Source organism: Acinetobacter nectaris CIP 110549 (assembly GCF_000488215.1).
Lineage (GTDB): Bacteria > Pseudomonadota > Gammaproteobacteria > Pseudomonadales > Moraxellaceae > Acinetobacter > Acinetobacter nectaris.
In genome coordinates, this window is sequence record NZ_KI530712.1 from 337,614 (window position 1) to 364,569 (window position 26,956).

The following is a 26,956-nucleotide window of genomic DNA, read 5'->3' on the forward strand; positions in this document are numbered from 1 at the left end:
ATACTAATACCAATTTTAGTTTTATATTTTGAATAGTTTAAGGAAGATCATATGATTAACGATCTTAAAAAAGACAGCGAACAACGTATGCAAAAGTCTATTGAGGCTTTGGAGCAAGGCTTTGCTAAAGTACGCACAGGTCGCGCACATCCATCTATTTTAAATAGTGTAATGGTATCTTACTATGGTTCGGATGTTCCATTAAACCAAGTTGCTAACGTCGTTGCTGAAGATTCGCGTACATTATTGGTACAGCCTTTTGAGCGTCAAATGGTATCTACAATTGATAAAGCGATTCGTGAAAGCGATCTTGGCTTAAACCCAATTACAGCAGATGCTATTCGTGTGCCGTTACCAGCGCTTACTGAAGAAACACGCCGTGATATGCAAAAAGTTGCACGTGGAGAAGCTGAAGGTGCAAAAGTTGCGATACGTAATATTCGTCGTGATGTACTTAGTGATGTAAAAGCATTATTGAAAGAAAAAGAAATTTCTGAAGATGATGAACGTCGTGCAAGTGATGATATTCAAAAAATCACAGATAAATATGTTGCTGAAGTTGATAAGCGCCTAGCAGATAAAGAAGCTGAATTATTGAAGGTTTAATGAATGACAACGCTTGAAGACATTCATTTACCTCAACATGTTGCCATCATTATGGATGGCAACAATCGTTTTGCTAAAAAAAATCATTTACCTAAAGGCGATGGCCATAAAGAAGGTAAAACAATTTTAGATCCAATTGTTGAATATTGTCGTAAAGTTGGTGTTCAAGCGCTCACGGTTTTTGCCTTTTCAAGTGAAAACTGGAAAAGACCTCAAGCTGAAGTTGATTTGCTTATGTTTCTGCTTGAGCAAACCATTCATGAGCAAATTCCTCGAATGATTAAATTTGAGATTTCTTTGCGTTTTATTGGTGATCGTTCATGTTTGTCACCACACTTACAAGCACTATTTGCAGAAGCTGAAGAAAGAACAGCACATTTTACTAAAATGACCTTATCCATTGCCATTAGTTATGGTGGTCATTGGGATATTGCAGACAGTGCTAAAAGAATAGCGCAAGATGTTCTGAATAAAAAAGTGAGTGTCGATCAAATTGATGCTGATTTATTTGGTCAGTATATTTCTTTGGGAAATTTACCACCTGTTGACTTATTAATTCGAACAGGCGGAGATTATCGTATTTCTAATTTCTTACTCTGGCAGTTGGCTTATGCCGAATTGTATTTTACAAAGGTATTATGGCCAGAGTTTACTGTTCAAGAGTTACAAAAAGCCTTTGATGTGTTTTCGGAGAGAGAGCGTAGATTTGGTAAAACTTCTGAACAAATCCAACAAGATAAAATTGAGAATTAATTCATGTTTGAGCGGATAAAAACCGCATTGGTCTTGGTTGCTGTTGTTTTGAGTTGTATGTTTGCAACCTCATCCCATTATCCGATGCTTGCTTTAATGTTAATTGCGGCAGCAGTTGGTGGGTATGAATGGTGTAAGTTTATGCCTAAGCATCAGCAACAAGGCACTTCTATTTTTACCTACTGTTATGCAGTTGGTATGTTGCTTATAGCAGGTGTAACGCTTTATTTTAGAGATATTGCTTTTCTCTTATGGTGTGTTGCAATTTGTATTTGGCTATTAAGCATTTATTGTATAAAAAATTATCCTAAATTTGATGGCTGGTATAATAAAGGGCTAAATGCCGTTGGCTTCGTACTTATTTGTGCTGCAGTAACATCGATTTACTATGTCTGGTTGAATTCCCCTTGGTGGTTAATGTATTTGTTCCTTCTTGTCTGGGGAGCAGATAGTGGTGCATATTTTGTAGGTCGTAAACTTGGGCGACGTAAAATGGTACCTAATGTTAGCCCAAATAAATCAATTGAAGGGCTTATTGGTGGAATCTGTACCTCAGTCGTTATTGTAATGGTTGTTCAATTGCATTATCTGCATTTAAGTTTACGAGATCATATCCTCTTTCTTTTACTTTCAGTGATTACGGTACTGGGCTCTGTGTTAGGTGATCTATTTGAGTCAATGATAAAACGCCGTGTTGGTGTAAAAGATTCTGGAACAATTTTACCAGGCCATGGCGGTGTTTTAGATCGTATAGACTCACTATTGGCTGCAGCACCTATTTTTGCAGCAGGCGTGTATTTATTAAAGCTTATTGGGGTTGATTTGTAATGAAGCAATCAGTTTGTATATTAGGTGCAACAGGTTCTATTGGTCAGAGTACATTAAAAGTTCTTGAGAAGAACTCAAATAAATATAGTATTTTTGCAGTCACTGCATATAGCCGTATGCATGATTTAGTCGATATATGTAAGAAATTTCTGCCTAAAATTGCTGTTGTACCTGAAGAAAAAAAAGATGAGCTATATCAACTATTAAAACTTAATCGTTTAGAAACAATAGAAATTCTTACAGATGAAGATGGCTTAACCACCGTAGCCTCACATAACGATGTAGATGTTGTTATGGCTGCTATAGTAGGTGCTGCAGGTTTAATACCAACACTTGCAGCAGTAAAAGCAGGGAAGCGTGTTCTTTTGGCCAATAAAGAGGCGTTGGTAATGTCTGGTGACATTATGATGCAAGAAGCGAAAAAGAATAGTGCACTCTTGCTGCCAGTAGATTCTGAGCATAATGCAATTTTTCAGTGCTTACCTGAAAATTATATGAGTGTTGAAAATAATAATAATGAGCCTAAGTTGGGCATATCACGTGTTTTGTTAACAGCCTCAGGTGGACCATTTTTAAATACGCCCCTTGCTGAATTGGCAACAGTTACTCCAAGTCAGGCCTGTAAACATCCTAATTGGTCTATGGGACAGAAAGTCTCTATAGATTCAGCAACCCTAATGAATAAAGGCCTAGAGTTAATAGAGGCATGTCATTTATTTGCAATTTCAGAACGGTTTGTTACAGTGGTTGTGCATCCACAAAGTATTATTCACTCTATGGTGCAATATATTGATGGCTCTACCATTGCACAAATGGGAAACCCTGATATGTGCACACCAATTGCGCATGCCTTGGCATGGCCTAAGCGAATAGATGCAGGTGTTTCAGCTTTAGATTTGTTTGTAAATAATAAACTAGACTTTCAAGCACCCGATACTAAAAAATTTCCAGCATTAAGACTTGCGCGTGAGTCTATGCAGGCAGGTGGTTTAGCACCTGCAATATTAAATGCAGCGAATGAAATTGCAGTAGATGCATTTTTAAAAGATAAGATTAGTTTTACAAATATTTCGAACGTGGTAGAAGAAACACTCAATTCGTTAGAAAATGCTCAAGCGAATTCATTAGAAGTTATTTTAGATACAGATCAGTGTGCACGTAATATTGCACAAACGTATGTTACAAAAATGGGAAAATAAGTAGTGAATGTGGTTTTTATTGTTTTAGCAGCAATTTTTCTTTTAGGGCCACTCATTGCAATTCATGAATTTGGTCATTATTGGGTGGCTAGGCGCCTAGGCGTTAAAGTTTTGGTGTACTCAATTGGTTTTGGGCCAACATTATTTAAGTGGACATCAAAAAAAACTAAAATTGAATACAAGTTGTCTGCACTTCCTCTAGGTGGCTATGTAAAAATGCTAGATGAAAGGGAAGGACAAGTCCCTACTGAAGATTTGCCATATGCATTTAATAGGCAGTCTCCTTGGAAGCGTATAGCGATTGTTGCAGCTGGCCCCATCATTAATCTACTTTTTGCAATTCTACTGTTTTGGCTATTGTTTTTACCCACACAAGAACAACTTAATACTAAAATAGGTAAAGTGCTTCCAAATACACCTGCTGCTGAAGTGGGTTTGAATGTTGGCGATCAGGTTATATCTGTAGATAGAACAGCAGTATCAACATGGGAAGGGTTAAACTTTGCACTTGTACGTCGTGCAGGTGAAAGTGGAACAATACAAGTTCAAGCTGAGCATAATGGTACGTTGAAGTTATATAACTTACCTATTTCACACTTTCTACAGAATCAATCTGTATCATCTATAGAAACCTTAGGTTTTCTACCATATAGACCAAAAATAGACCCTGTTGTTTCTCAGCTGAGTGAAGGTGGAGCTGCTGCACTTCAAGGAATGCAGGTAAATGATCGTATAGTATCTATTAATCATGTGCTTACACCTGATTGGTTTGATGTGGTTGATATCGTTCAAAAATCCCCTGAAAAGCTATTGGATATTCAAGTTTTGCGTCAGGGTAAGCTGCTTAATTTGCAGGTTATGCCTCAAGGCAAAAGAGATGATATGGGTAATGTTATTGGTATGCTTGGTGTGCAAAGTCATATGGGGAAATTAACAATTCCTGATGATTACAAGCAGGTTATAAAATACACACCTGTGCAGGCATTTACGAAAGCAGTAAATAAAACGACAGAAATATCAGGCATGATGCTTAACTCTGTTGTAAAAATGATTCGTGGTTTAATTGGCCTAGAAAACTTGTCTGGCCCGATTACAATTGCTAAGGTAGCAGGGCAAAGTGCTGAAATGGGGTGGCAAACATTTATCTCATTTATGGCGTTGATGAGTGTTAGTTTAGGTATTTTAAATTTATTACCTATACCAATGCTTGATGGCGGGCATTTAGTTTATTATTTTATAGAAGCAATTAGAGGCAAACCTGTTTCAGAACAAGTACAGTTAATCGGTCTTAAAATCGGTATGGTGTTGCTTGGTAGCATGATGATCCTTGCTTTATTTAATGATTTTATGCGTTTATAACAGGATTAACAAATATTCAACTTAGTGGAAAAAAATAGGCATGCGTCACACACATCTTTTTATGCCTTTGGCACTTATTAGTGCAATGGCGGCAGTACAACAAGCTTATGCAGCAGATGACTTTATTGCGCGTGATATAAAGTTTGATGGTCTAGTACGCTTGATACCTGCCAATGTATCTAGTATGTTGCCCATTAAAAGCGGTGATCGTGTTAATGAAGCAACTTTAAATAGTGCAATACATACTTTATATGACACTGGACTTTTTGATGATATCAAAGCAGCACAACAAAGTGATGGAACTTTGCTGTTTACAGTTGCTGAGCGACCAGTCATTGCTAAGGTTGACTTCAAGGGAAATAAACTCATTCCTAAGGAAGCTTTACAAGATGGTCTAAAGAAAATGGGACTTGCAGAAGGTGAAGTCTTAAAGCCATCTTTACTACAAAATATTGAAACTGAGTTAGAACAGCAATATATACAACAAGGCCGCTATGGCGCAAAAGTAACGATTGACCGTACAGCAAGACCAAATAACCGTGTAGATTTAACTTTGAACTTTGTTGAAGGTAAAGCTGCTAAAGTTGTTGAAGTGAATGTTGTTGGTAATAAAGTTTTTAGTGATGATGATGTTAAACAAGCATTTGCATTGAAAGAGAGTACTTGGTATTCAATTTTAACAAGAAATGATCATTTTGCTAGAGAAAGAATGACCGCTAGTTTAGATGCATTACGTGCACTTTACTTAAATAATGGATATGTCAACTTTGAAGTTAACTCATCAGATTTAAATATTAATGATGATAAACAAAAGATCTTCGTGAATGTATCTATTACAGAAGGTCAGCAATTTAAAGTTGGAACAACAAAGTTCTTAGGCGATACTTTATTTAAGCCTGAAGAATTAAAAACATTGCAAGTATATAAAGAGGGTGAAGTATACTCGCAAGAAAAAATTGATGCTGTTAAAAACCTGTTGCTTAGAAAATATGGCAATGCAGGTTATTATTTTGCACAAGTAAATGTTGTTCCACAAATAGATAATGACAACAAAGTCGTGAATGTTGTTTATTATATTAATCCAGGTCAACAAGTTACAATTCGTCGTATTAATTTCATGGGAAATACAAAAACAGCTGATACTGTTTTACGTCGTGAAATGAGACAAATGGAAGGTGCTCTGGCAAGTAATGAAAAAATTGACCTTTCAAAAATACGCTTACAAAGAACTGGATATTTTAAAACTGTAGACATTAAACCAGTACGTATCCCGGGGGTTCCTGATCAAGTTGATTTAGATGTGAATGTTGAAGAACAACATTCAGGTACAAGTACACTTGCTATTGGTTATTCACAAAGTGGTGGTATTACTTATCAAGCGGGTATTAGTCAGTCGAACTTCCTTGGTACAGGGAATAGTGTTGGTTTAGATTTTACAAAATCTTCATATTCTACATATTACAACCTTTCTGTTACAGATCCGTACTTCACTATTGATGGTGTAAGTGCAGGTTATAATGTGTATTATCGTGAAACCAAGCCTTATTCAGACTATCATGTAAGTGATTATTATTCTAAAGCTGTTGGTGCAAGTGCTAGTCTCTCATATCCAATTGATGAAAACCAAAGTATTAGTGGTTCTCTTGGTTTAGAAAACAATAAAGTTACGACTGATATTTATGGTTCTACGGCATATGGTGCTTATTTAAGAAACCATGGTGGTACGACTAGTACAGATACAAATACAGGCGTTTCAATCTATTCTGGAACATATTTAAGCTATTTAGCGAATTTAGGCTGGTCATTTAATACATTAGACCGTCCAATGTTCCCAACCTCAGGTCAGTTGCATGCAATTAACTTAGAAGTTGCTCTACCAGGAAGTGATGCTGAATACCAAAAACTTACATATAGTGGTCAAGTATTCTTCCCTATTGGTAAAGGTTTTGGCGCACGTGCATATGGTAAAGTAGGTTATGGACATGACTTACCATTCTGGAAAAACTTCTATGCAGGTGGTTGGGGGTCAGTACGTGGTTATGAAGATAATACACTAGGTCCTCGTTATCCTGGTGAATACTACAGTAAAACAAAAACTGTGGACTATAACAAAGACCCAATTGGTGGTAATGCACTTGTACAATTTGGTTCTGAATTAATTTTACCTGTTCCATCGAAAGGTGATTGGGCACAGAATGTAAGACCAACATTATTTGTAGAGGGTGGTCAAACATTTGACACTGAGTGCAAAAATACGCCAGACTTTTATGATGGAACGACAAGCGTAAGTGGAAAACAATATTGTAAAAATAATTACGGTTTTGATCTAAGTAACTTACGTTATAGCGCAGGTATTGGATTGACATGGAATACAATGATTGGACCACTTTCGATTAGCTATGCGTATCCATTGAATAAAAAAGATGGTGATAACACGCAAAATGTACAATTCCAAATTGGTCGTACTTTCTAAGAAGTACGCCTATTTTATAATTTAACTTTAAAAGGAAACACAAATGAAAAAATTAGCGACAGCTTTTTTACTTGCAAGTACTACAGTTGCAACAATGGCAAATGCTGCGGGTTATGGTGTTGTAGATATGCAACGTGTTGTAGATAGCAGTAGCTATTTAAAGCAACAAAATGCGTCACTTCAGCAATCTGTAAAGCCAAGCGCGACACGTGCAGAGCAACTGAATAAAGAAATTCAAGATTTACAAGAAAAAGCAGCGAATGCGAAACCAGCAGAAGTACAGCAGTTGAAAGCTCAGTATGAGTCAAAAGTTAATGAAATCAACTCACTTGAGCAAAGCATTCAGCAAAAAGTACAAGCAACATCACAAAGTACAAGCCAAACATTTACTTCTCGTGTGCAACAGGCAGCTGAGCAATTACGTAAAGATGGCAATTTAGATGTTGTTTTAAATAAAAATGCTGCACTTGCATATGACAATAACAACGATTTAACTGATAAAATGATTCAAAAGGTTAATGCAATCAGATAATCAATGAATCAAAAGCAATATCAGTTACAACAATTAGCTCACCTCGTTCAAGGTGAGCTAATTGGCGAACCAAAGTTTATCGTCAATGGGTTGTCAAGTTTAGAGCTTGCAAATGAAAACAATATTTCTTTTATAAATGGCGATAAATATTTAGAACAGGCACAAAATTCGAAAGCAGGTGTACTTATTATTACATCTGAGTTTAAAGATAAACTTCCTCATATTTCTAATTTTATTATTGTACAAAATCCTTATCTTGCATTTGCTACATTAACACATGCTTTTGAATTAAAGAAAAATAATGTAGGAATAGAAGATACTGCCAAAATTCATCCATCTGCAATTGTTTCAGACACAGCATATATTGGTCATTATGTTGTTATTGAAGAGAATTGTGTTGTTGGTGATGCAACAGTTATTGAGTCACATACTAAGTTAGATGTAGGTGTAGAGGTTGGTAAAAATTGTTTTATTGACTCTCATGTAACGCTAACTGGATTCTCTAAAATTGGTAATGATGTACGTATTCATGCCAATACAGTGATTGGTGGAGAAGGGTTTGGATTTGTACCATATCAAGGGACATGGCATAGAATTGCACAACTTGGTTCTGTTCATATAGGAAATAGAGTAAGAATTGGATCGAATTGTAGTATAGACCGTGGTGCATTAGATGACACAATTTTACATGATGGTGTCATTATTGATAATCTTGTGCAAATTGCACATAATGTTCAGGTTGGCGAAAACACAGCCATTGCTGCGAAGACAGGTATTGCTGGAAGTACTATAATTGGCAAAAACTGTATATTTGCAGGTGCTTGTGGTATTGCAGGGCATATAAAAATTGCAGATAATGTGACATTAACAGGAATGTCAATGGTCACAAAAAGCATTTTTGAGGCAGGCACATATTCATCAGGAACAGGGCTATTTGAAAGCGGACAGTGGCGTAGAACAATTGTTAGATTAAGACAATTAGCAGATGTGCCATTGACTAAAGTGATCAAACGACTAGATCATATACAAACTCAAATTGAGTCCATTGAATCAACTTTAAAGATGCGTAAGTAATATGGTCACAGAATCTCAAACAACAAGTCAAAATAAACCTGAATTGCCAATGAATATTCAGCAAATTCGTGAATATTTACCACATCGTTATCCATTCCTATTGGTCGATCGTGTTGTTGAAATTACTGATAATGGTATTGTCGGCTATAAAAATGTTTCAATTAATGAAGAATTTTTACAAGGCCATTTTCCTGAATACCCAATTATGCCTGGTGTTTTAATTATTGAAGCCTTGGCGCAAGTTTCAGGTATTTTAGGTTTTGTAATGAATGATGTGAAGCCAGCACCAGGTTCACTGTTTCTTTTTGCTGGTGCAGAAAAAATTCGATTTAAAAAGCAAGTGGTTGCTGGTGACCAATTAGTTCTTAAATCCGAGCTTGTAATGCAAAAGCGTGGTATCTATAAGTATAGCTGTACAGCATCTGTAGATGGCGTTGTTGCGACAACAGCTGAAATTATTATCTCTCATCAGAAAATATAGAGCAGGCATGAGCAATACTGAATATATTCACCCCACTGCTATAATTGATTCATCTGCTGTCATTGCATCAGATGTAAAAATAGGGCCATATTGTATTATTGGTCCTCATGTTACAATTGGTTCGGGAACAAAGCTTCACTCACATGTTGTTGTTGGCGGGTATACTCGTATTGGTTCCAATAATGAAATCTTTCAATTTGCAAGTGTTGGTGAGGTTTGCCAAGATTTAAAATATAAAGGTGAAGAAACTTGGTTGGAAATTGGTGATAGTAATATTATCCGTGAACATTCAAGTCTGCACCGCGGAACGACACAAGACCATAGTTTGACAAAAATAGGCAGCCATAACTTACTTATGGTAAATACCCATATTGCACACGATTGTCAGGTCGGAGACCATAATATATTTGCCAATAATGTGGGTGTTGCTGGTCACGTTCATATTGGTAATCATGTTGTTATCGGTGGGAACTCCGGTATTCATCAATTCTGTAAAGTAGACTCTTACAGTATGATAGGTGCATCATCACTTATATTAAAGGATATCCCTGCATATATGATGGTTTCTGGAAATCCCGCACATGCATTTGGGTTGAATTTAGAAGGAATGAGGCGTCGTGGTTGGTCCAAAGATGTGATAGGTGGGTTACGTACTTGTTTTAAACTTATCTATAAAGATGGGCTTACGACAAAAGAAGCAATTGATGCGATTCGTGAAACAGTCCTACCGAATGTACAAGAAGCTCAGCTATTATTAGATTCTTTAGAGCAGTCTAAGCGTGGAATTATAAGATAATAAAATCTTATATAAAGTAAAAAAGCTAAACTATTACCTAGTTTAGCTTTTTTTATTTCTATGGTTTAAAGTAGCCAGCTTCTTTAGATTTTGGATATTTTGTTATTATTTGCTGTTTGTATAATTTTGCAGAAACTGCATTATGGTCTACTTCTTTAGCAATACTATAGAGTTGGTACAAAGCTCTAGATGCTTTTTCTGATTGAGGGTATTGCTTTGCAACTATTTCATAGTTTTGTTTTGCGGTTGTATAGTTGGCAGGTTCGATAGCTAGATTAAACTCAGCGAGCCAAAAATGGGCATTAGCAATATATACACTATTTGGATAGTTTTTGATAAATTTCTCCATAGGAGAAATAGCCTGTTTTGCGCCACCCTGTTTATATGCTGTTAATGCAACAGTATATGCATCTTTTTCACTCATTGGTTTTTCTTGATTGTTTGTATTTGCATCACCTTTTGTTTGTGATGTGCTATTGACTTGTGGCTGTGATGCGGAGGGTGTACTTTGGTCTTGTGCTGTTGGTTCTGAGGTGCTAGTGCTATCTGATGGAGATGCTTCAGAAGCGGCTGCTTTTTCATCGGCATCTAAACGCTGCTCAACAATTTGTAAGCGTTGATCTAAGTTCGAATAGTGACTATCAAGGTCTTTTTTTAATTGCTGTATAGTGTGTTCATCTTCTTCTAAAGCTCCTCTTAATCTTCTGACTTCTTCATCAAGTTTTTGATTTTGTTGCATGAGTTGCCAGTTTAAATTGGCAGGAACGGCTACACTTTCTGGAGTAGAAGAAGATTCAGGTGTATTTTGTGTTTGTGATGTAGCTACCTGACTTAAGCTTACACTTTCAATAGGTGCCGCATATACTAAAGATGTAAAAATTAAAGGAAGAAGGCTATAACTATATTTAGAAAAATTCATATTAAGACCCAAAAAAGACTTAGGTATATTTATCAAGTTTACGAGATATAAAGCAACAAGTATTTACAAACTTTCAGCATTTTCCTGAGAGTGACTTAAAAATAAGCATTTGATTTTATTTTTTATTATATTTGTTTTATTAGTAATCAATGTGTGTGGGGTATGCTTGCATGTAAAATAAAAATCACTATACTAGTCCTTGTGATGGTGATCCTACTGGTTATCTCGCAATTGTACTCTGTGAACCCCGCCAGGACCGGAAGGTAGCAACGGTAGCAGATCTGCGATGTGCCGAGTTTTTGCTAGTAGGATTACCTCCAATTCTAATAATCCTCACTAAAATCAACTACTTTAAATATAATATCTAGGTCATATCCTCTATATTGTAAAAACCGAATTTGTTTTGCTCTTTTCTTTGGGTCTTTCTCTACATTATCTCCAAACTTTCTAATCTTTAGATTATATGCTTCAGTAAACCAATCCGTTTCTTGGATTTGTTCATCAATATAAGATGTGTCAAGAGACCTTTGTTGTAGCTTCTGTTTTATTCTATGGGGTCCTTGCCCTTTATATAAATGACTTCTAAGAACTTGTTCCGCAGCTCGTTGATCACTTTGATAGCCATACTCATGTAATTGTTGAATAAAGTCGATAGCTTCTTGATCATCTTGTGCATATTCAAGCAGTTTATTTGTGAGTTCGGCTTTAGAGTATTCTCTACGTGTTAATAATGCATAAGCATATGATCGTAGACGAGCACCTGTGAGTGTTTTCTGAGGCTTTTGTTTATATTGCATATAGAAAGAGTAGATATATAGAAAACTCTAGTTATAGTCACTATAACTAGAGTAGTAGGGGGGTTAAGCGTCGGTTGGTTCTTGCTCTGTTTCCACAGGTTTTTGTGTAACAAGTAATTGTGAGCGAATTTGTTTTTCAACTTCTTCTACAATTGGAAGGTTCTCTTCTAAGTAGCGAATGACATTGTTTTTACCTTGTCCAATTTTGCTACCTTGATAAGAATACCAAGCACCCGCTTTTTGAATAATATCTTGTTGAACAGCAAGGTCAATAACTTCACCTAAATGATTGACACCTTTACCGTAAAGAATTTGGAATAATGCTTCTCGGAAAGGAGGCGCCATCTTATTTTTTACAACTTTAATTTTAGTTTCTGAGCCAATAATTTCGTCACCTTCTTTAACTTGTCCAGCGCGACGAATATCTAAGCGAACAGAGGCATAGAACTTCAGTGCATTACCACCTGTTGTTGTTTCTGGGCTACCAAACATCACACCAATTTTCATACGAATTTGGTTAATGAAAATAACCATACAGTTTGATCGTTTTGCATTACCTGTAATTTTACGTAGAGCTTGACTCATTAAGCGAGCCTGTAGACCCATATGAGAGTCACCCATTTCACCTTCAATTTCAGCGCGAGGTGTAAGTGCGGCAACAGAATCGACAACAATAAGGTCTACTGCACCTGAACGAACAAGCATGTCTGCAATTTCTAATGCTTGCTCACCGTGGTCTGGTTGTGAAACAAGAAGGTTATCTATGTCTACACCAAGCTTACGTGCATATTGTGGATCTAGAGCATGTTCAGCATCAATAAAAGCACAAGTGCCACCTGCTTTCTGGCACTCAGCAATTGCTTGAAGTGTCATTGTTGTTTTACCAGATGATTCAGGTCCATAAATTTCAACAATACGGCCTTTAGGTAAACCACCAATCCCTAAAGCGATATCTAACTGTAATGACCCTGTTGAAATTGCTTCAACTGCTTGTACGGTATTGCTACCTAAGCGCATTACGGTGTTTTTGCCAAACTGTTTCTCAATTTGTCCTAAAGCAGCATTTAATGCTTTGCTTTTGTTTTCGTCCATCTTATAGCCTCTAAATACGATATATCATGAACAGCAAACAATCTCAGTTCAGTCTGTTGTTCTAACTTCTATGTAGCTATAGTGACAGATTTTGAAAGTTTTCACTAGATTGATTCATCTACATTGCGACACACTATGTCGTCTTAGTAAGTCTCATGATGGTAACTCCATTGTTCATCGTAGCTTTGAGAGTTATCTTCTTTAAATTGATTTATTTTTCTACGATCTCGTTTATTAGGACGGTTTTCAGGTTTTGCGAGGTTGTCTAGCTTTCTTTGTGCAGAAATAAGCTCTCGGCGTGAGATGCTTAGAGGAGTTTCTTCATAAAGTTGTTGTGCAATAGGTGCTGGACCACGTGTATTGGAAAGACTTTTAATCGTAACGGTCTTTTTATCTTTACCTTGTTGTATTGTAAGCTCCATGCCAACTCTAATTTCTTTAGATACTTTAACGCGCTCAGAAGCATGATGTACTTTGCCACCTTCTATGGCAGCTTTTGCAATAGATCGTGTCTTAAAGAACCTTGCAGCCCATAGCCATTTGTCTATACGCATATGCTCTAGTTCTTTGGGGGAGACGCTTTGCTTCATATGTGTCCTATAACAGCGGTGAATGACTTTATTAATATTTACCAATTATTGGCGCTCTAATCAAATAGGAATTGTGGTTATAACGAAAAAGTAGAATTAATTATTCTTATAATTTTTTGTTTTTATCAAAATTAATTGGTTTTATTGGATAAACTATATCTAAAATAGAAATAGGATATTGAATTTATGTTTATAACTACAGATCAGCCCGAAGATATAACAGTTTTAAAAGTTGTTGAATTGCTCGAAGAAGCAGGTAGGGTCATAAAGAAGGTATATAATCACTATTGTAACCATCAAGATATTAATATTGATATCAAGTCAGATAAATCTCCTGTAACGGAAGCAGATATAGCCTCTCATGAAGTTATTTCTTCTCAATTAAAACTATGGACACCTCATATTCCCCTTCTTTCTGAAGAGGGTGTACATGATGAAAGGGGAGGTTGGCGTGAGTTTTGGTTACTAGACCCTTTAGATGGAACAAAAGAGTTTTTAGAGAAGCGAGATGAGTTTACGATTAACTTAAGTCGTGTAGCTGATGGAAAAACTATATTTTCAGCAATTATGGCACCAATGTATAACTCAATATATATTACTTCTGTTAAGGGAGAGGTTTTTAAATATTTATACAATACAAAACGATGGTTTATTTTTTTAGATAAAAGTTGTGATGCTCATCAAGAATTGCTGAAAGTTGCTGTAAGCCAAGGTAAGAAAAAACAGAAAGGAAGTGTACGTGTTAGCTTATATCAATCTTATTTTGATGAAATAGCGAAAAATCATACTGTTGAGATTGTACAGTGTGGCAGCGCATATAAATTTTGCTTAATGCTTGAGGGTGAAATTGATATTTATCCAAGATTTCATCCAACTTATGAGTGGGACACAAGTGCAGGTCAATACCTATTAGAGGCTATTGGTGGTGGATTGTATAGCCTAAATAAAGAGGCTTTTACCTATAACCAACGCGCTGAACTACTGAATCATGAATTTATTGCATTTAGAAATAGTAAAGTGCGTGAAATTGCATTTTCTGCACTAGATACTTTGCAGAGATGAAAAAATATGTTTTAACTATAGTGTATATAGTTAAAAGTGATGAATACCTATTATGTCTTTAACCTTGTTGCCACCAACAATGTTGCAAGCGATTGAGTTATTGCCCGAAAAGAATATACCAGTCACATTGTTTACACGTCATTCAATACGTGATGTTACAACAAAAAAGGGATTAGCAGGGTATGACTTGCAACTGACACTAGATGGTTGTCAACTTGCAAAAGCATGGGGTAATTTTTTATCTAAAATGACTCAGCGACATATTGTTTCATGTATTTCTAGTCCTATTCAACGTTGTTTAGATACAGCATCATTGATGATTGAGGGAGCTAAAGAAAGTGCAGGGAGCATTGTACCTGTAGAGGTAATTTCACAAGGTTTACTTGTAGAGCCAGGTAGTTTGGTTGTAGATATTGAAAAAGCTTCACCATTCTTTCAAGAAAAAGGTGCATTAGGGTTTATTAATGGGTTTATAAGTAATGAATTGCCAGGAATGAAACATGCTTCAATTGGTGTATGTGATATTTTGCAGTTGTTATATAGTCGACATCCATTATATGAAGCCGAGTTGGCACTTGCTGTAACGCATGATACGATTTTAGCTGCAATTTTGGCATTTATTACAAAGAAAAGTTATTTAAAAGAATGTGACTGGCCAAATATGATGGAAGGTGTTTTTATTTGGTTTGAAGGAGACTCATTTGATACGTGTATTCTACATTGGATATGGCGTGGAGAACGAGGTTTTATTTCAGTGGAAGAAATTAGAGCTTATAAAAAAAGCCCCTAAATTAGGGGCTTTTTTAAATACAACTTAGTTAGCAGCTAAAGCTTTAACTTGTGTATTTAAGCGGCTCTTATGACGAGCAGCTTTATTTTTGTGGATAATGCCTTTGTCAGCCATACGGTCGATTACAGGAACTGCTTGTTTGTAAGCATCCGAAGCAACAGCATAGTCACCAGCAGCAATAGCACTTAAAGTACGTTTGATGTACGTACGAACCATAGAACGTAAGCTTGCGTTGTGTTTGCGCGCTTTAACGTTTTGACGCGCACGTTTTTTAGCCTGAGCAGAGTTTGCCACTCTTGCACTCCTTGAATTAGATTGGTCTGGGCGGGCTGCATAATATTGAATAGAATTCAATACTGTTTAACCAGCCCGTAAACAAGTGCGATATTGTGATGAAACATCGCAATGAAGTCAACCCTTATAAGGGGTTGCTGAGTTTTTTAGAGGATATGCAAATTATAAAATACTCGACTAAAAAAACAACGTTATATTGTAATTATTTTCATGAATTGGTGTTAGATGCTTAATTTTTAATACGATAACATCAAATATTTACCTATTTATGACAGTGAGCTTTGATTTGAATAGCCTAAGCTTAATTGATCTTACTAAAATTAAGACGTATTTCAAAAATTATAGTAAAATTATAAATGATGAAATGCAGATTAAATCTTGATTCCATGTCTATTTTTAAAAAAGAAATTGAAGAACTAAACCTCACAAAATTTAAACAACATGAAAAACGTTGGTTAGGGGGACTACTTGGCTCATCAAGTACACTGCTATTTAAAGAGATGGCGGTGCATCAGCCAAAGCAGTTATTTGTAGTTGTTGCAAAAAATAATCAACATCTTGCTCAGCTTGAAAGTGAGTTTGAATTTTATGGTCAAAAGGCAATCACATTTCCTGACTGGGAAATTTTACCTTATGATCGTTTGTCTCCACATCAAGATATTGTTTCAGAGCGTTTATCAATATTATCAAATATGCCATCAACAGGTATTTTGTTGATGACAGCAGCAACATTTACACAGCGAATTGCTCCACCATCTTGGGTGTTAGGTGAGCACTTTGATATTCGTGTAGGGCAAAAATTAGACTTAGAACAACAAAAGAAGAACTTAATTCAAGCAGGATATAATTTAGTAGATACTGTGTATGACCATGGAGAGTTCGCTGTTCGTGGAAGTATCATGGATATTTATGCATCTGGGCAAACATCACCAATTCGAATAGATTTATTTGATAATGAAGTGGAAACACTCAAATTTTTTGATCCAGAAACTCAACGAACAACAGAGCAGCTTGAAAAATTCCAAATTCTGCCTGCGAAAGAGTTTCCGCTTAAAGATGCACGTTCAACGTTTCGAGATCGTTATGCAGAAGCTTTTCCGCGTGCAAACCCTAAAAAGAATCCAATTTATAAAGATGTATTAGAGGGTATTGTCTCATCAGGCATTGAATTCTATCTTCCTTTATTCTTTGATAAAGAAGTAATGAATGAGCAAGGATATATCTCATCATACTTACCAAGTAATGCTATTGTCATTACAAATGAATCAATGGATGCTGATTTAGCACAATTTTGGAAAGAAGTTTACCGTCGGTATGAAGATCGTAGACATAACGTTGATCAGCCAATTCTACCTCCTGAAGATTTATTTCTTCAGCCTGCTCAAACGCTTGAAAAGTTAAATCAATTCCGACGTATTTTATTTACAGAAGAAAAGCGTGAACTCAGAGCGGGAGTGGTTAACTTTGAAACATTACAGCCTCAAAAATTACCTGTAGATATAAAGCAAGATCAACCTTTTCATCATCTTCAAAATTTTATTGGTCAAACATTAGCGCGAGTGCTTTTGGTTGCTGAAAGTGCAGGTCGTCGCGAATCTTTAAAAGACTCTTTAAGAAGTGCTTTTGGTGAAATCAAAAATATTATTTCTTTTAATGACTTCCTAAGTGACAAATCTAAAATAGCAATTACACATGCACCCTTAGATAGAGGCCTAGATTTACCGAATAATATTGCGATTATTTCTGAAAATCAGCTTTATGAACAAAGAATTGTGCAGCAGCGCCGCAAAAGGCAGCAAGAAGTTTCTGAAGAGTTTCTAGTTAAAAGCTTGACAGAATTGACTATTGGTTCTCCTATTGTACATATAGACCATGGAGTTGGGCGCTATGCTGGTTTAATTTCTTTAGAAATAGATAATCAAGAACATGAGTTTTTGCAATTAAATTATGCTGGTGAAGCAAAGGTTTATGTACCTGTCTCAAATTTGCATCTCATTAGTCGTTATAGTAGTGGTGACCCAGATTTAGCACCACTTCATAAAATTGGTACAGATACATGGAATAAAGCTAAAAGAAAGGCATTGGAACAAATACATGATGTAGCAGCAGAGCTATTACATGTTCAAGCACGTCGTCAGGCAAAACCAAGTTTTGCTTTTGAGTTAGATGAGTCTTTATATCGTCAGTTTGCCAATGGTTTTGCATATGAGGAAACTTTAGACCAAGCAAATGCCATTGAAGCAACTTTACATGATATGCAGCAAGCGAAACCAATGGATCGTTTAGTATGTGGTGATGTTGGTTTTGGTAAAACAGAAGTGGCTATGCGAGGCGCTTTTTTGGCAGTGCAAAATAGTAAGCAAGTGGCTGTACTTGTACCAACAACTCTTTTAGCGCAGCAACATTTTGAGTCTTTTAAAGATAGGTTTGCAGATTGGCCAATACGCATTGAAGTACTTTCTCGATTTGGTTCAAATAAAACACATCAAAAGGTCATTGAAGATTTGGCTGATGGTAAAGTTGATATTGTGATTGGTACACATAAAATTTTACAAGAGAGCATAAAATTTAAAGACCTTGGACTCATGGTAGTTGATGAGGAGCACCGATTTGGTGTTCGTGACAAGGAGCGTATTAAGGCAATGCGTGCAGATGTTGATATGCTTACGCTTACGGCCACACCAATTCCAAGAACACTGAATATGTCATTTAGTGGTATGCGCGATTTATCTATTATTGCAACTCCGCCTGCTAGGCGTTTAGCTGTGAAGACATTTGTGCAGGAAGAGACAGATGCAACGATAAAAGAAGCTGTGTTGCGTGAATTACTGAGAGGTGGTCAAGTTTACTTCTTGCATAATGAAGTAGATACCATTGAGAGAACAGCAGAAAATCTACGTACTTTGATTCCCGAAGCTCGTGTTGCAGTTGCACATGGGCAAATGCGTGAGCGTGAGCTTGAGCATGTGATGCAGCAGTTCTATCATAAATCTTATAATGTTTTAGTTTGCTCAACGATTGTAGAAACGGGAATTGACGTACCAAATGCGAATACAATTATTATTGAGCGTGCAGATAAACTTGGTTTAGCACAGTTGCATCAATTGCGTGGTCGTGTTGGACGTTCACACCATCAAGCATATGCATATTTACTTGTGCCTTCAATAAAAGGCTTAAAAGGTGATGCTGAAAAGCGTTTGGATGCAATTCAACGTGCAACGAATCTTGGCGCAGGTTTCATGCTTGCGACAGAGGATTTAGAAATTCGTGGTGCAGGTGAGTTACTTGGTGAAAAGCAAAGTGGTTCAATGCAAGCGATTGGCTATAGTCTTTATATGGAAATGCTTGAAAAGGCAACCAAAGCAATTCAAAAAGGCCGTACACCAAACTTTGATGCACCATTAAGTCTAACTGCAGAAATTAACTTGCATATGCCAGCCTTGATTCCCGACAGTTATTTAGGTGATGTGCATCAACGGTTGTTATTTTATAAGCGTATTAGTAATACAAATAGCTCCGAGAAGTTAAATAATATTCGTATGGAGTTAATAGATCGTTTTGGGTTATTACCTGAAACAGTGAAGCAATTATTTAGTGTGCATGAAATACGCTTGGAAGCTGAATATCTGGGTGTAACAAAAATTGATATGAGTGCACATGGTGGTTATATGGAGTTCTCTCAAGATACACCTATTCAAGCGATAAGCATTATTCAAATGATTCAGAGAACGCCAGAATTTTTCCGTATGGATGGTGGGCAGCGTATTAAGCTTATGGTGAATTTCTCGGAGTATAATCAGAGAATTCAATTTATTAACGATGTACTTAAGCAGTTGTCTTCAGATATTGCACGTTAAGAAAACAAATAAGTGCTGAAAAGGGCTTCACATATCTTTAAATGTGTATACAAATAAGATTGCTTCATATTCATGAGAAATTCTATATGATAAGATTAACTTACTTTCATTTTGATAATTTATAAAGATATGTTTAGTCTGCATCCACAGTTAGCCCAAGATACTTTCTTTGTTGGTGACTTTCCTTTATCAACATGTCGTTTAATGAATGATATGCAGTTTCCTTGGTTAGTACTTATTCCTCGTGTTCCTGGTGTAACAGAGTTATATGAATTAAGCCAAGCTGACCAAGAACAATTCTTGCGTGAGTCTAGCTGGTTATCTAGTCAGCTTTCACGTGTATTTCGTGCTGATAAAATGAATGTTGCAGCATTAGGTAATGTTGTTCCTCAACTTCATTTTCATCATGTTGTGCGTTATCAAAATGATACAGCTTGGCCAAAGCCTGTATGGGGGCAAGAAGCTGTGCCTTATAATAATGAAGTCCTTACGCATATGCGTCAAACACTTATGCTTGCTTTAAGAGGGCAAGGTGATATGCCGTTTGATTGGCGTATGGACTAAAACTACAAAATTGAAGTGAAAAGCGCTGTTTTGGGAGGGCAGCAATAAGATGTCATTTGACCGTGTTATAAATAACCGCTTTGTTGTTGAGAGCTTATATCGGTTGATGGCGTATTTATTGCTGTCTTTAGGCGTATTACTCTATTATTTCGCTGTGCCGTTGCAGTTACAGCACCTTATTGTACCTATTCTTTCTCTGATTATTTTTCCATTATCATTAAAATTATTTTTCTATGTTAAATACGAGTTTAATGAATTTTATGCACGACAAGTTCTTTTTATTTTAGATTCAATAATTGTTGCTGTAGCATTGGCTTCAACACATTTTTCTATTGTATTTAGCGCTTTAACACTTACTACACTTTGGTGTGTGAAAAGCTTAACAAAAATATCTTTCTTTACTTATAGCTTCGCCTTCATTATTTCGTTAATCGTTATTTATTTAAATGCAATTATTTTCTTTGGCTTTGAAAATTATTTTGCTCTAGATAGCCTAAGATTAGCAATATATAGTCTTATTTGTTTTTTACTTTATTTAGGTTCAGGGTTCTATTTTAATAAGCAATATATTCATCACTTAGAAAATACAAAAGACTATTATCAAGAACAAATGAATCGCTATGTTCAATTTTCTACACAGTTGAGTCGTTATGCACCAAATCAATTGTGGCAATCAATTATGAGTGGTCAGACACAAGCAAAAATTGAATATAAAAGAAAAAAAATGACAGTATTTTTCTCAGATATCCAAGGGTTTACGGAGCTATCTGAAAAACTTATTCCTGATGATTTAGCATTCGTTTTAAATGACTATTTAAGTCATATGACTGAAATTGCTAAAAAATATGAAGCAACTTTAGATAAGTTTATCGGTGATGGTGTTCTTATTTTTTTTGGCGACCCGCATAGTAATGGCATTGAGCAAGATGCTAAAAATTGCATTGAAATGGCAATTAGCATGCGTCAGCAAATGCATGTCTTGCGTGAAAGATGGCTTAAAATGGGATTCCCTGAGTTACATGTGCGCATGGGAGTAAGTACAGGATATTGTCACGTTGGAAACTATGGCTCAGATTATCGGATGTCATATACAGTGATCGGTCACGATGTTAATCTCGCATCTAGATTACAAGGTGTTGCAGATATTGATGAAATTTTAATTGCTGATTCTACTTATAATTTAATTAAAGATGAGTTTATTTGTATTCCAAAGCAATCTATTAAGTTGAAAGGACTACAAAATAGTACAGATACATGGCAAGTTTTAGATAAATATACAGGGATAAAATCAGAGACACAAAAATGGTTTGACTATGAATATAAGGGCTTTCATTTATTATTAAATTTAGAAGAAGTTCAGCACTATGAGTATGATAATTTAGTTACTGTACTTGAAAAAGCCATTACACGAATAGAGCAGCAAAAAAGTATAACAACTGAAAATGGCGTTGCACGTTTACGATTAGAAGACCAAGTGGTTGAGATTGTTGATATACATAAAAAACCCCCATATTAAATGCTATGGGGGTAAATTATTTTTTAATGATTTTCCGAAGCGTGGTTAATTGTATATTTAGGAATTTCAACTTCTAAGTCTTCATCTTCTACAACAACTTGACAAGAAAGTCTTGAATCAGGTTCTAACCCCCAAGCACGATCTAATAAATCAGCTTCGACATCATTCATTTCATCTAAGTTATCAAATCCACGGCGAATAACAACATGGCATGTAGTGCAAGCACAAGACATATCACATGCATGCTCAATTTTGATTCCATTTTGTAATAAACTTGCACATAAGTTACTACTTTTTTTAACTTCAAACTCTGCACCTTCTGGACAAAATTGTGCATGAGGAAGAACTTTAATACGTGGCATATGGTTACCTATTCAGAGCTTGAGTTTGACCAATCATCGAGTTTTGTGCCTGATAAGGCTTTGTCGATATGACGATTCATTCGCAGAGCAGCAAATTCATCGCTATGTAGTTTAAGCGTTTCGATCGCTTGTTCAATATCTTTTATATCTGTAGTTTCTAGTGTCTTAGCTAAATGCTGTTGAGCGTGATCTAGATTCTCTTTCTGACTTTGGTTAAGTAAGTCAGAGTCTACAGTTAAAGCTTGAGTGAGTGCTTCTAGCTCTCTTTTTGCCTCAACTTTTGTTTCTTGCAAATGACGTAGATTTTTATCTTCTTCAGCATGCTGGAAGCCTTCAACCAATAAGCGTTCCATGTCTTTATCAGATAGTCCATAAGATGGCTTAATATCGATTTTAGCTTGAACACCCGATGTCGTTTCTTTTGCTGAAACAGAGAGTAGACCATCAGCATCGACTTGAAATGTAACTTCAATACGTGCTTGGCCAGCCGTCATTGGTGGAATATCATGTAAAACAAATCGTCCTAAAGATCTGCAATGTTCTACAAGGTCACGTTCACCTTGCACAACATGAATAAGCATGGCGGTTTGACCATCTTTATATGTTGTAAACTCTTGACGACGAGCAACAGGAATTGCTGTATTACGTGAAACTAAGCGCTCGACAAGTCCTCCCATTGTCTCTAGACCAAGTGAAAGAGGGGTAACATCTAATAGAAGTGAGCCATCTTTGCTGTTGCCAACCAATTGGTTGGCAGTAATAGCAGCACCAATTGCAACGACTTCATCTGGATTAATTGTACATAGAGGTTCTTGTTGAAATACTTCTGCCACTGCTTGTTGTACGGCATAAGAACGAGTAGAGCCACCAACTAGAACAACATTTTGAATGTCATCAATGGTAAGTTTTGCATCTCTTAATACACGCTTACAGACATGTATTGTTCTATCTAAGGCAGTTTGGATAATACTTTCAAAAGTTGCTCTATCTAATGTAATTTCTTTCTTTTCTAAAGAAATATTTATAGTATGATCATCTGATAACTTTTCTTTAGCAGTTTTTGCAGAAAGTATAAAATTGGCATACTGTTCGTTGTTAAGCTCTTCTATTTGTAATTGTTCTTTGAGCCATTTTACAATGAGTCGATCTAAATCATCTCCACCTAAAGCCGTGTGACCGCCAGTCGCTAAGACTTCAAATACACCCTGACTAAATCTTAGAACTGATACATCAAACGTTCCACCGCCTAAATCATAGATTACATAGTTTTGATCAATTGCTAGATTTGAGTCTTTATCTAGACCATATGCAACTGCTGCTGCTGTAGGTTCATTTAGTAATCTTAAAACCTTGAGACCTGCCAATTCTGCAGCATCTCGTGTTGCTTGGCGCTGTGCTTCATCAAAATATGCAGGAACGGTAATAACAGCACCATTTAATGGGTGTTCCAAGGTTTTTTCAGCTCTAATTCTGAGTTGGTTAAGAATATCTGCCGATATTTCTACAGGTGTTTTTTCACCAGCAGTTGTCTGAAATGTTGGCATTTCATGATCTGAACCAAGAAGAGTATAGGGATGTTGAAACTTGATATCAGCTTTAGAGCGTCCCATAAATCTTTTAACAGATACAATTGTATTTTGAGGATCTGTTAACAGAAAAGATTTTGCATCATCACCATACTGTATTTGGTTTGGCTGTTGAGCATAATGAACAATAGATGGAAGCAATACGCGATCTTGTTCATCTTGCAAAACTTTGGCTTCACCTGAGCGTACGGCAGCAACTAAAGAATGTGTTGTTCCTAAATCAATACCTATTGCAACACGATGCTGGTGTGGTTCACTTGACTGTCCGGGTTCTGCAATTTGCAAGAGCGCCATTGAATACAATCCTTAATAAATTTTTATGATATTAAATTTTAAAAATCATCGTTAAGATCAAATTGATCATCAAATAATTTTTCTTCAGCTTTATTTGTATCATTTAAGACACACTGAAAAAATTGGAGTTTTCTGACATTTTCTCTAGCGCTATCCCACTGTTCGTCGTGGTAGTCACCTTGAAATGCTGTTGTCAAACTCTCAATCGCTTGATTAACCTGATCTTTAACAGCTAGAATTTGCTTTTCTGAAGTTGCATTCTCTAAGTCTTCTCTGAGCTCTAATGCTTCTTGTAAAAAGAATAAATCACGTATAGATTGATCTAAGTCATGATCTTCTTTCTTCAAAGAAAGTAAATAAGCTGCACGACTATCTACCTGAGAGAGTACTTTATAAGCATGATTAATTTCACTAGATTGAATTAATGCTTTGTCTTTATCTTCAGCGCGATCTGGATGATATTGTTGCTGTAATTGTAGCGCAGTTGCTTTTAGCTGAGCTAAATTAATTGAAAGTTCTACAGGCAGATTGAATAATTCAAAATAATTCATAGCAATGATTCTACGATGAAAAAATCAATAAAACGGTATGTCACAGTTTTATTGATTTTAAAATAGTGAAGGGATGTAGTTAAACAGTGAAAGACTCACCGCAACCACATTCACCCTTTTGATTTGGATTGCTAAATTCGAAGCCTTCATTCAGACCAGTTTTTGCATAATCCATTTCTAGACCATCTAGGTATACTAAACTTTTCGGGTCTATAAATACTTTGACGCCATGTTGTTCAAATATTTGATCATGTGACTCAATTTCATCTACAAATTCGAGTACATAGGCAAGACCTGAGCAACCTGAAGTTTTCACGCCAATGCGAATACCTTCACCCTTACCACGATTTTCTAAAAAATTGCGAATATGGGTTGCCGCACTTTCAGTTAAATGGATCATGAAAACTCCAGATATAGTTTAAACGCTTGATTTTTTTGTACGATAGTCATCAATTGCAGCTTTAATCGCATCTTCTGCAAGTACTGAACAGTGTACTTTTACAGGAGGTAATGCAAGTTCAGTTGCAATATCAATATTTTTAATGGCTTGAGCTTGATCAAGTGTTTTGCCTTTTAGCCATTCTGTAACTAAAGAACTTGATGCAATTGCAGAACCACAGCCATAAGTTTTAAAGCGTGCTTCTTCAATAATACCATTGTCATCAACTTGAATTTGTAGGCGCATTACATCACCACATGCAGGTGCACCAACCATACCAGTACCGACATTGTTCGCATTCTTATCTAATACGCCAACGTTACGAGGATTTTCGTAATGATCAATTACTTTTTCGCTATATGCCATGAGACTTCTCCAAACCTGGGACGTGCCTGAGTTCTATATTAAATTATGAGGGCAGAACTTAGTGTTCAGCCCATTCAACTGTTGAAAGATCAACTCCATCTTTGTACATATCCCAAAGAGGAGAAAGTTCACGAAGTTTTTCTACAGCAGCTTTTGTTACTGTAATGACGTGGTCGATATCTTCTTCAGTTGTATATTTACCAAAACTAAAGCGAATTGAGCTATGTGCTAATTCATCAGATAAACCAAGTGCTCTAAGTACATAAGATGGCTCAAGGGTTGCAGAAGTACATGCAGAGCCACTAGAAACGGCAATGTCTTTAAGCGCCATCATTAATGACTCACCTTCAACAAAGTTGAAGCTTACATTTAAGTAGTTTGCAACATTGTAAACTGGATGACCATTAAGAAAAACTTGTTCAAGGTCTTGTAGACCATTCCATAGTCTGTCACGTAGGGTACGTAGGCGAGTTTGTTCAGAAACTAGGTTCTTTCCAGCCAATTCAAAAGCTTCACCCATACCAACGATTTGGTGTGTTGCTAGTGTACCTGAGCGCATACCTCTTTCATGACCACCACCATGCATTTGTGCTTTTAAGCGTACGCGTGGTTTACGGCGTACATAAAGTGCACCTATACCTTTAGGTCCATAAATTTTATGACCTGAAAAGCTCATAAGGTCAATATTCATGGTGCTTAAATCAATTTCAACTTTTCCAGCTGCTTGAGCGGCATCTACATGGAAAAATATTTTATTCTTACGTGTAATTTCACCAATTGCAGCAACGTCTGTCACTGTACCAATTTCATTATTTACCATCATTAATGAAACAAGAATAGTATCTGGACGTAATACTTCTTCAACCATTTCAGGAGTAATAAGACCTGTTTGTGGTTGTGGTTCAATATAAGTAATTTCAAAGCCTTCCGCTTCAAGCTCTCGGCATGTATCTAAAATTGCTTTATGTTCAATTTTACTTGTAACAATGTGCTTGCCTTTTGAGCTGTAAAATTGAGCGATACCTTTAAGCGCTAGGTTATCTGCTTCAGTTGCACCAGAAGTCCAAACAATTTCACGTGGATCGGCTTTAACAAGGTTTGCGACCTGCTCGCGAGCGTATTCCGCTTTTTCTTCTGATTGCCATCCATAGGCATGAGAGCGAGATGCAGGGTTACCAAAAGTACCATCGAAAGTTAAGCATTCCATCATGCGTTCAGCAACTTGCGGGTCTACTGGCGTTGTTGCTGCATAATCAAGATAAATTGGACGTTTCATGTTAAATACCTGTAACCGATAATAGGGCTGAATCGCGATTCACTGAGTTTTGGCGCAGCGCCACTGTTTGTACATTTTTTTGAGAAATGAGATCAGCAAGTGTGATTTTTGCTAAATAATCGGCAATATGGTGTGAGAGACCTTGCCATAAATCATGTGTTAAACACATTGCACCATTTTGGCAATTTCCTTTATGGTCACAACGTGTTGCATCGACGGTTTCATTTACGGCTTCTATAATTTCTAAAACTGTAATATCGTCAGCACTTTTTGCAAGGTGGTAGCCACCATTTGCGCCACGGACACTAGAAACAAGACCATTACGTTTTAGTTTGGCAAATAGTTGCTCAAGATATGCAACAGAAATGGTTTGACGTGTTGCAATTTCTGCAAGTGTAATTGTTTCTTTTGGTGACTGTAAAGCGAGATCAAGAAGTGCAGTCACTGCGTAGCGACCGCGAGTTGTTAAGCGCATGACTCGATACACATGTTTAGATAAG

Annotated in this window: 27 protein-coding genes and 1 other RNA gene; 16 read left to right on the forward strand and 12 right to left on the reverse strand. The window is 36.4% G+C overall.

Features of this window, described 5'->3' with window-relative positions; translation table 11 throughout:
* Positions 1 to 51 precede the first annotated feature (51 nt).
* Genes frr through lpxA form a run of 10 tightly spaced genes read left to right on the forward strand, consistent with a single transcriptional unit; the run spans position 52 to position 10,101 of the window.
* On the forward strand, positions 52 to 606 hold the full coding sequence (gene frr, locus P256_RS01735) for a ribosome recycling factor (protein ID WP_023271958.1): 555 nt from the start codon (positions 52 to 54) through the stop codon (positions 604 to 606).
* Between the two features lie 3 nt (positions 607 to 609).
* Positions 610 to 1,359 carry a polyprenyl diphosphate synthase gene (uppS, locus tag P256_RS01740; protein WP_023271959.1) on the forward strand — a complete coding sequence of 250 codons (750 nt, stop codon included), beginning with the start codon at positions 610 to 612 and terminating at the stop codon, positions 1,357 to 1,359.
* A 3-nt stretch (positions 1,360 to 1,362) separates the two neighbouring features.
* On the forward strand, positions 1,363 to 2,187 hold the full coding sequence (locus P256_RS01745) for a phosphatidate cytidylyltransferase (RefSeq protein WP_023271960.1): 825 nt from the start codon (positions 1,363 to 1,365) through the stop codon (positions 2,185 to 2,187).
* Positions 2,187 to 3,386: a 1-deoxy-D-xylulose-5-phosphate reductoisomerase gene (gene ispC, locus P256_RS01750; RefSeq protein WP_023271961.1), complete on the forward strand. Its 1,200-nt coding sequence runs from the start codon at positions 2,187 to 2,189 to the stop codon at positions 3,384 to 3,386. The genes P256_RS01745 and ispC overlap by 1 nt, the downstream gene beginning before the upstream one ends.
* A 3-nt stretch (positions 3,387 to 3,389) precedes the next feature.
* On the forward strand, positions 3,390 to 4,745 hold the full coding sequence (gene rseP, locus P256_RS01755; RefSeq protein ID WP_023271962.1) for an RIP metalloprotease RseP: 1,356 nt from the start codon (positions 3,390 to 3,392) through the stop codon (positions 4,743 to 4,745).
* 40 nt (positions 4,746 to 4,785) lie between these two features.
* A complete protein-coding gene (bamA, locus tag P256_RS01760) occupies positions 4,786 to 7,218 on the forward strand; it encodes an outer membrane protein assembly factor BamA (RefSeq protein ID WP_023271963.1) in 2,433 nt (810 codons plus the stop codon).
* 43 nt (positions 7,219 to 7,261) lie between these two features.
* Complete coding sequence (locus P256_RS01765) at positions 7,262 to 7,750, forward strand: OmpH/Skp family outer membrane protein (RefSeq protein WP_023271964.1); 489 nt, start codon at positions 7,262 to 7,264, stop codon at positions 7,748 to 7,750.
* 3 nt (positions 7,751 to 7,753) lie between these two features.
* Entirely contained in the window at positions 7,754 to 8,824 is a 1,071-nt protein-coding gene (gene lpxD / locus P256_RS01770) for a UDP-3-O-(3-hydroxymyristoyl)glucosamine N-acyltransferase (RefSeq protein ID WP_023271965.1), read from the forward strand.
* Between the two features lies 1 nt (position 8,825).
* Positions 8,826 to 9,305, forward strand: a complete 480-nt coding sequence (fabZ, locus tag P256_RS01775; protein WP_023271966.1) for a 3-hydroxyacyl-ACP dehydratase FabZ — start codon at positions 8,826 to 8,828, stop codon at positions 9,303 to 9,305.
* A 7-nt stretch (positions 9,306 to 9,312) separates the two neighbouring features.
* The gene (gene lpxA / locus P256_RS01780; RefSeq protein ID WP_023271967.1) at positions 9,313 to 10,101 is read left to right on the forward strand and encodes an acyl-ACP--UDP-N-acetylglucosamine O-acyltransferase; all 789 of its coding nucleotides are present in this window, start codon (positions 9,313 to 9,315) and stop codon (positions 10,099 to 10,101) included.
* Positions 10,102 to 10,159: 58 nt separating this feature from the next.
* Here the strand turns inward: lpxA and P256_RS01785 are convergent, their stop codons facing one another.
* Positions 10,160 to 11,020: a YbgF trimerization domain-containing protein gene (locus tag P256_RS01785; RefSeq protein ID WP_023271968.1), complete on the reverse strand. Its 861-nt coding sequence runs from the start codon at positions 11,018 to 11,020 to the stop codon at positions 10,160 to 10,162.
* 214 nt (positions 11,021 to 11,234) lie between these two features.
* Here P256_RS01785 and ffs point away from each other — a divergent pair.
* Positions 11,235 to 11,331, forward strand: an RNA gene (gene ffs, locus P256_RS13070) — signal recognition particle sRNA small type.
* Between the two features lie 12 nt (positions 11,332 to 11,343).
* Here ffs and P256_RS01790 read toward each other — a convergent pair.
* From P256_RS01790 to P256_RS01800, 3 genes are all read right to left on the reverse strand, one after another.
* Positions 11,344 to 11,817: a regulatory protein RecX gene (locus tag P256_RS01790; RefSeq protein WP_023271969.1), complete on the reverse strand. Its 474-nt coding sequence runs from the start codon at positions 11,815 to 11,817 to the stop codon at positions 11,344 to 11,346.
* A gap of 63 nt (positions 11,818 to 11,880) precedes the next feature.
* Positions 11,881 to 12,909 (reverse strand): recombinase RecA, encoded by a 1,029-nt coding sequence (gene recA / locus P256_RS01795; RefSeq protein ID WP_023271970.1) that lies wholly within the window; start codon positions 12,907 to 12,909, stop codon positions 11,881 to 11,883.
* 143 nt (positions 12,910 to 13,052) lie between these two features.
* Positions 13,053 to 13,499, reverse strand: a complete 447-nt coding sequence (locus tag P256_RS01800; RefSeq protein WP_023271971.1) for an RNA-binding S4 domain-containing protein — start codon at positions 13,497 to 13,499, stop codon at positions 13,053 to 13,055.
* A gap of 186 nt (positions 13,500 to 13,685) precedes the next feature.
* Between P256_RS01800 and P256_RS01805 the strand changes: the two genes are divergently transcribed.
* Positions 13,686 to 14,561 (forward strand): 3'(2'),5'-bisphosphate nucleotidase CysQ family protein, encoded by an 876-nt coding sequence (locus P256_RS01805; protein ID WP_023271972.1) that lies wholly within the window; start codon positions 13,686 to 13,688, stop codon positions 14,559 to 14,561.
* A 52-nt stretch (positions 14,562 to 14,613) separates the two neighbouring features.
* Positions 14,614 to 15,351, forward strand: coding sequence for a histidine phosphatase family protein (locus P256_RS01810; protein WP_023271973.1), 738 nt, complete (start codon positions 14,614 to 14,616; stop codon positions 15,349 to 15,351).
* 24 nt (positions 15,352 to 15,375) lie between these two features.
* On the opposite strand, the gene rpsT is transcribed toward P256_RS01810, so the two are convergent.
* Entirely contained in the window at positions 15,376 to 15,645 is a 270-nt protein-coding gene (gene rpsT, locus P256_RS01815) for a 30S ribosomal protein S20 (protein ID WP_023271974.1), read from the reverse strand.
* A gap of 392 nt (positions 15,646 to 16,037) precedes the next feature.
* On the opposite strand from rpsT, the gene mfd reads away from it, so the two are divergent.
* The 3 genes from mfd (at position 16,038) to P256_RS01830 (ending at position 21,582) form a co-directional block, all read left to right on the forward strand.
* Positions 16,038 to 19,502, forward strand: coding sequence for a transcription-repair coupling factor (mfd, locus tag P256_RS01820; protein WP_040331732.1), 3,465 nt, complete (start codon positions 16,038 to 16,040; stop codon positions 19,500 to 19,502).
* 129 nt (positions 19,503 to 19,631) lie between these two features.
* A complete protein-coding gene (locus tag P256_RS01825) occupies positions 19,632 to 20,066 on the forward strand; it encodes an HIT domain-containing protein (RefSeq protein WP_023271976.1) in 435 nt (144 codons plus the stop codon).
* 49 nt (positions 20,067 to 20,115) lie between these two features.
* The gene (locus P256_RS01830) at positions 20,116 to 21,582 is read left to right on the forward strand and encodes an adenylate/guanylate cyclase domain-containing protein (protein WP_023271977.1); all 1,467 of its coding nucleotides are present in this window, start codon (positions 20,116 to 20,118) and stop codon (positions 21,580 to 21,582) included.
* 23 nt (positions 21,583 to 21,605) lie between these two features.
* Here P256_RS01830 and fdx read toward each other — a convergent pair whose 3' ends face one another.
* From fdx to P256_RS01865, 7 genes are all read right to left on the reverse strand, one after another.
* On the reverse strand, positions 21,606 to 21,944 hold the full coding sequence (gene fdx / locus P256_RS01835; protein ID WP_023271978.1) for an ISC system 2Fe-2S type ferredoxin: 339 nt from the start codon (positions 21,942 to 21,944) through the stop codon (positions 21,606 to 21,608).
* Positions 21,945 to 21,952: 8 nt separating this feature from the next.
* Positions 21,953 to 23,824 (reverse strand): Fe-S protein assembly chaperone HscA, encoded by a 1,872-nt coding sequence (gene hscA, locus P256_RS01840; RefSeq protein ID WP_023271979.1) that lies wholly within the window; start codon positions 23,822 to 23,824, stop codon positions 21,953 to 21,955.
* 38 nt (positions 23,825 to 23,862) lie between these two features.
* Positions 23,863 to 24,375, reverse strand: a complete 513-nt coding sequence (hscB, locus tag P256_RS01845) for a Fe-S protein assembly co-chaperone HscB (RefSeq protein WP_023271980.1) — start codon at positions 24,373 to 24,375, stop codon at positions 23,863 to 23,865.
* Between the two features lie 79 nt (positions 24,376 to 24,454).
* Positions 24,455 to 24,775 (reverse strand): iron-sulfur cluster assembly protein IscA, encoded by a 321-nt coding sequence (iscA, locus tag P256_RS01850; protein WP_023271981.1) that lies wholly within the window; start codon positions 24,773 to 24,775, stop codon positions 24,455 to 24,457.
* 18 nt (positions 24,776 to 24,793) lie between these two features.
* The gene (gene iscU / locus P256_RS01855; RefSeq protein ID WP_023271982.1) at positions 24,794 to 25,180 is read right to left on the reverse strand and encodes a Fe-S cluster assembly scaffold IscU; all 387 of its coding nucleotides are present in this window, start codon (positions 25,178 to 25,180) and stop codon (positions 24,794 to 24,796) included.
* A 58-nt stretch (positions 25,181 to 25,238) separates the two neighbouring features.
* A complete protein-coding gene (locus tag P256_RS01860; RefSeq protein WP_023271983.1) occupies positions 25,239 to 26,456 on the reverse strand; it encodes an IscS subfamily cysteine desulfurase in 1,218 nt (405 codons plus the stop codon).
* A gap of 1 nt (position 26,457) precedes the next feature.
* Positions 26,458 to 26,931, reverse strand: a complete 474-nt coding sequence (locus tag P256_RS01865; protein ID WP_023271984.1) for an Rrf2 family transcriptional regulator — start codon at positions 26,929 to 26,931, stop codon at positions 26,458 to 26,460.
* Positions 26,932 to 26,956 lie beyond the last annotated feature (25 nt).

Bases quoted from the DNA above. Each gene is read 5' to 3' on its own strand.
- frr (WP_023271958.1), top strand. From the start codon at position 52: ATGATTAACGATCTTAAAAAAGACAGCGAACAACGTATGCAAAAGTCT.
- uppS (WP_023271959.1), top strand. From the start codon at position 610: ATGACAACGCTTGAAGACATTCATTTACCTCAACATGTTGCCATCATT.
- P256_RS01745 (WP_023271960.1), top strand. From the start codon at position 1,363: ATGTTTGAGCGGATAAAAACCGCATTGGTCTTGGTTGCTGTTGTTTTG.
- ispC (WP_023271961.1), top strand. From the start codon at position 2,187: ATGAAGCAATCAGTTTGTATATTAGGTGCAACAGGTTCTATTGGTCAG.
- bamA (WP_023271963.1), top strand. From the start codon at position 4,786: ATGCGTCACACACATCTTTTTATGCCTTTGGCACTTATTAGTGCAATG.
- P256_RS01765 (WP_023271964.1), top strand. From the start codon at position 7,262: ATGAAAAAATTAGCGACAGCTTTTTTACTTGCAAGTACTACAGTTGCA.
- lpxD (WP_023271965.1), top strand. From the start codon at position 7,754: ATGAATCAAAAGCAATATCAGTTACAACAATTAGCTCACCTCGTTCAA.
- fabZ (WP_023271966.1), top strand. From the start codon at position 8,826: ATGGTCACAGAATCTCAAACAACAAGTCAAAATAAACCTGAATTGCCA.
- lpxA (WP_023271967.1), top strand. From the start codon at position 9,313: ATGAGCAATACTGAATATATTCACCCCACTGCTATAATTGATTCATCT.
- P256_RS01785 (WP_023271968.1), bottom strand. From the start codon at position 11,020: ATGAATTTTTCTAAATATAGTTATAGCCTTCTTCCTTTAATTTTTACA.
- P256_RS01790 (WP_023271969.1), bottom strand. From the start codon at position 11,817: ATGCAATATAAACAAAAGCCTCAGAAAACACTCACAGGTGCTCGTCTA.
- recA (WP_023271970.1), bottom strand. From the start codon at position 12,909: ATGGACGAAAACAAAAGCAAAGCATTAAATGCTGCTTTAGGACAAATT.
- P256_RS01800 (WP_023271971.1), bottom strand. From the start codon at position 13,499: ATGAAGCAAAGCGTCTCCCCCAAAGAACTAGAGCATATGCGTATAGAC.
- P256_RS01805 (WP_023271972.1), top strand. From the start codon at position 13,686: ATGTTTATAACTACAGATCAGCCCGAAGATATAACAGTTTTAAAAGTT.
- P256_RS01810 (WP_023271973.1), top strand. From the start codon at position 14,614: ATGTCTTTAACCTTGTTGCCACCAACAATGTTGCAAGCGATTGAGTTA.
- P256_RS01825 (WP_023271976.1), top strand. From the start codon at position 19,632: ATGTTTAGTCTGCATCCACAGTTAGCCCAAGATACTTTCTTTGTTGGT.
- P256_RS01830 (WP_023271977.1), top strand. From the start codon at position 20,116: ATGTCATTTGACCGTGTTATAAATAACCGCTTTGTTGTTGAGAGCTTA.
- fdx (WP_023271978.1), bottom strand. From the start codon at position 21,944: ATGCCACGTATTAAAGTTCTTCCTCATGCACAATTTTGTCCAGAAGGT.
- hscA (WP_023271979.1), bottom strand. From the start codon at position 23,824: ATGGCGCTCTTGCAAATTGCAGAACCCGGACAGTCAAGTGAACCACAC.
- hscB (WP_023271980.1), bottom strand. From the start codon at position 24,375: ATGAATTATTTTGAATTATTCAATCTGCCTGTAGAACTTTCAATTAAT.
- iscA (WP_023271981.1), bottom strand. From the start codon at position 24,775: ATGATCCATTTAACTGAAAGTGCGGCAACCCATATTCGCAATTTTTTA.
- iscU (WP_023271982.1), bottom strand. From the start codon at position 25,180: ATGGCATATAGCGAAAAAGTAATTGATCATTACGAAAATCCTCGTAAC.
- P256_RS01860 (WP_023271983.1), bottom strand. From the start codon at position 26,456: ATGAAACGTCCAATTTATCTTGATTATGCAGCAACAACGCCAGTAGAC.
- P256_RS01865 (WP_023271984.1), bottom strand. From the start codon at position 26,931: ATGCGCTTAACAACTCGCGGTCGCTACGCAGTGACTGCACTTCTTGAT.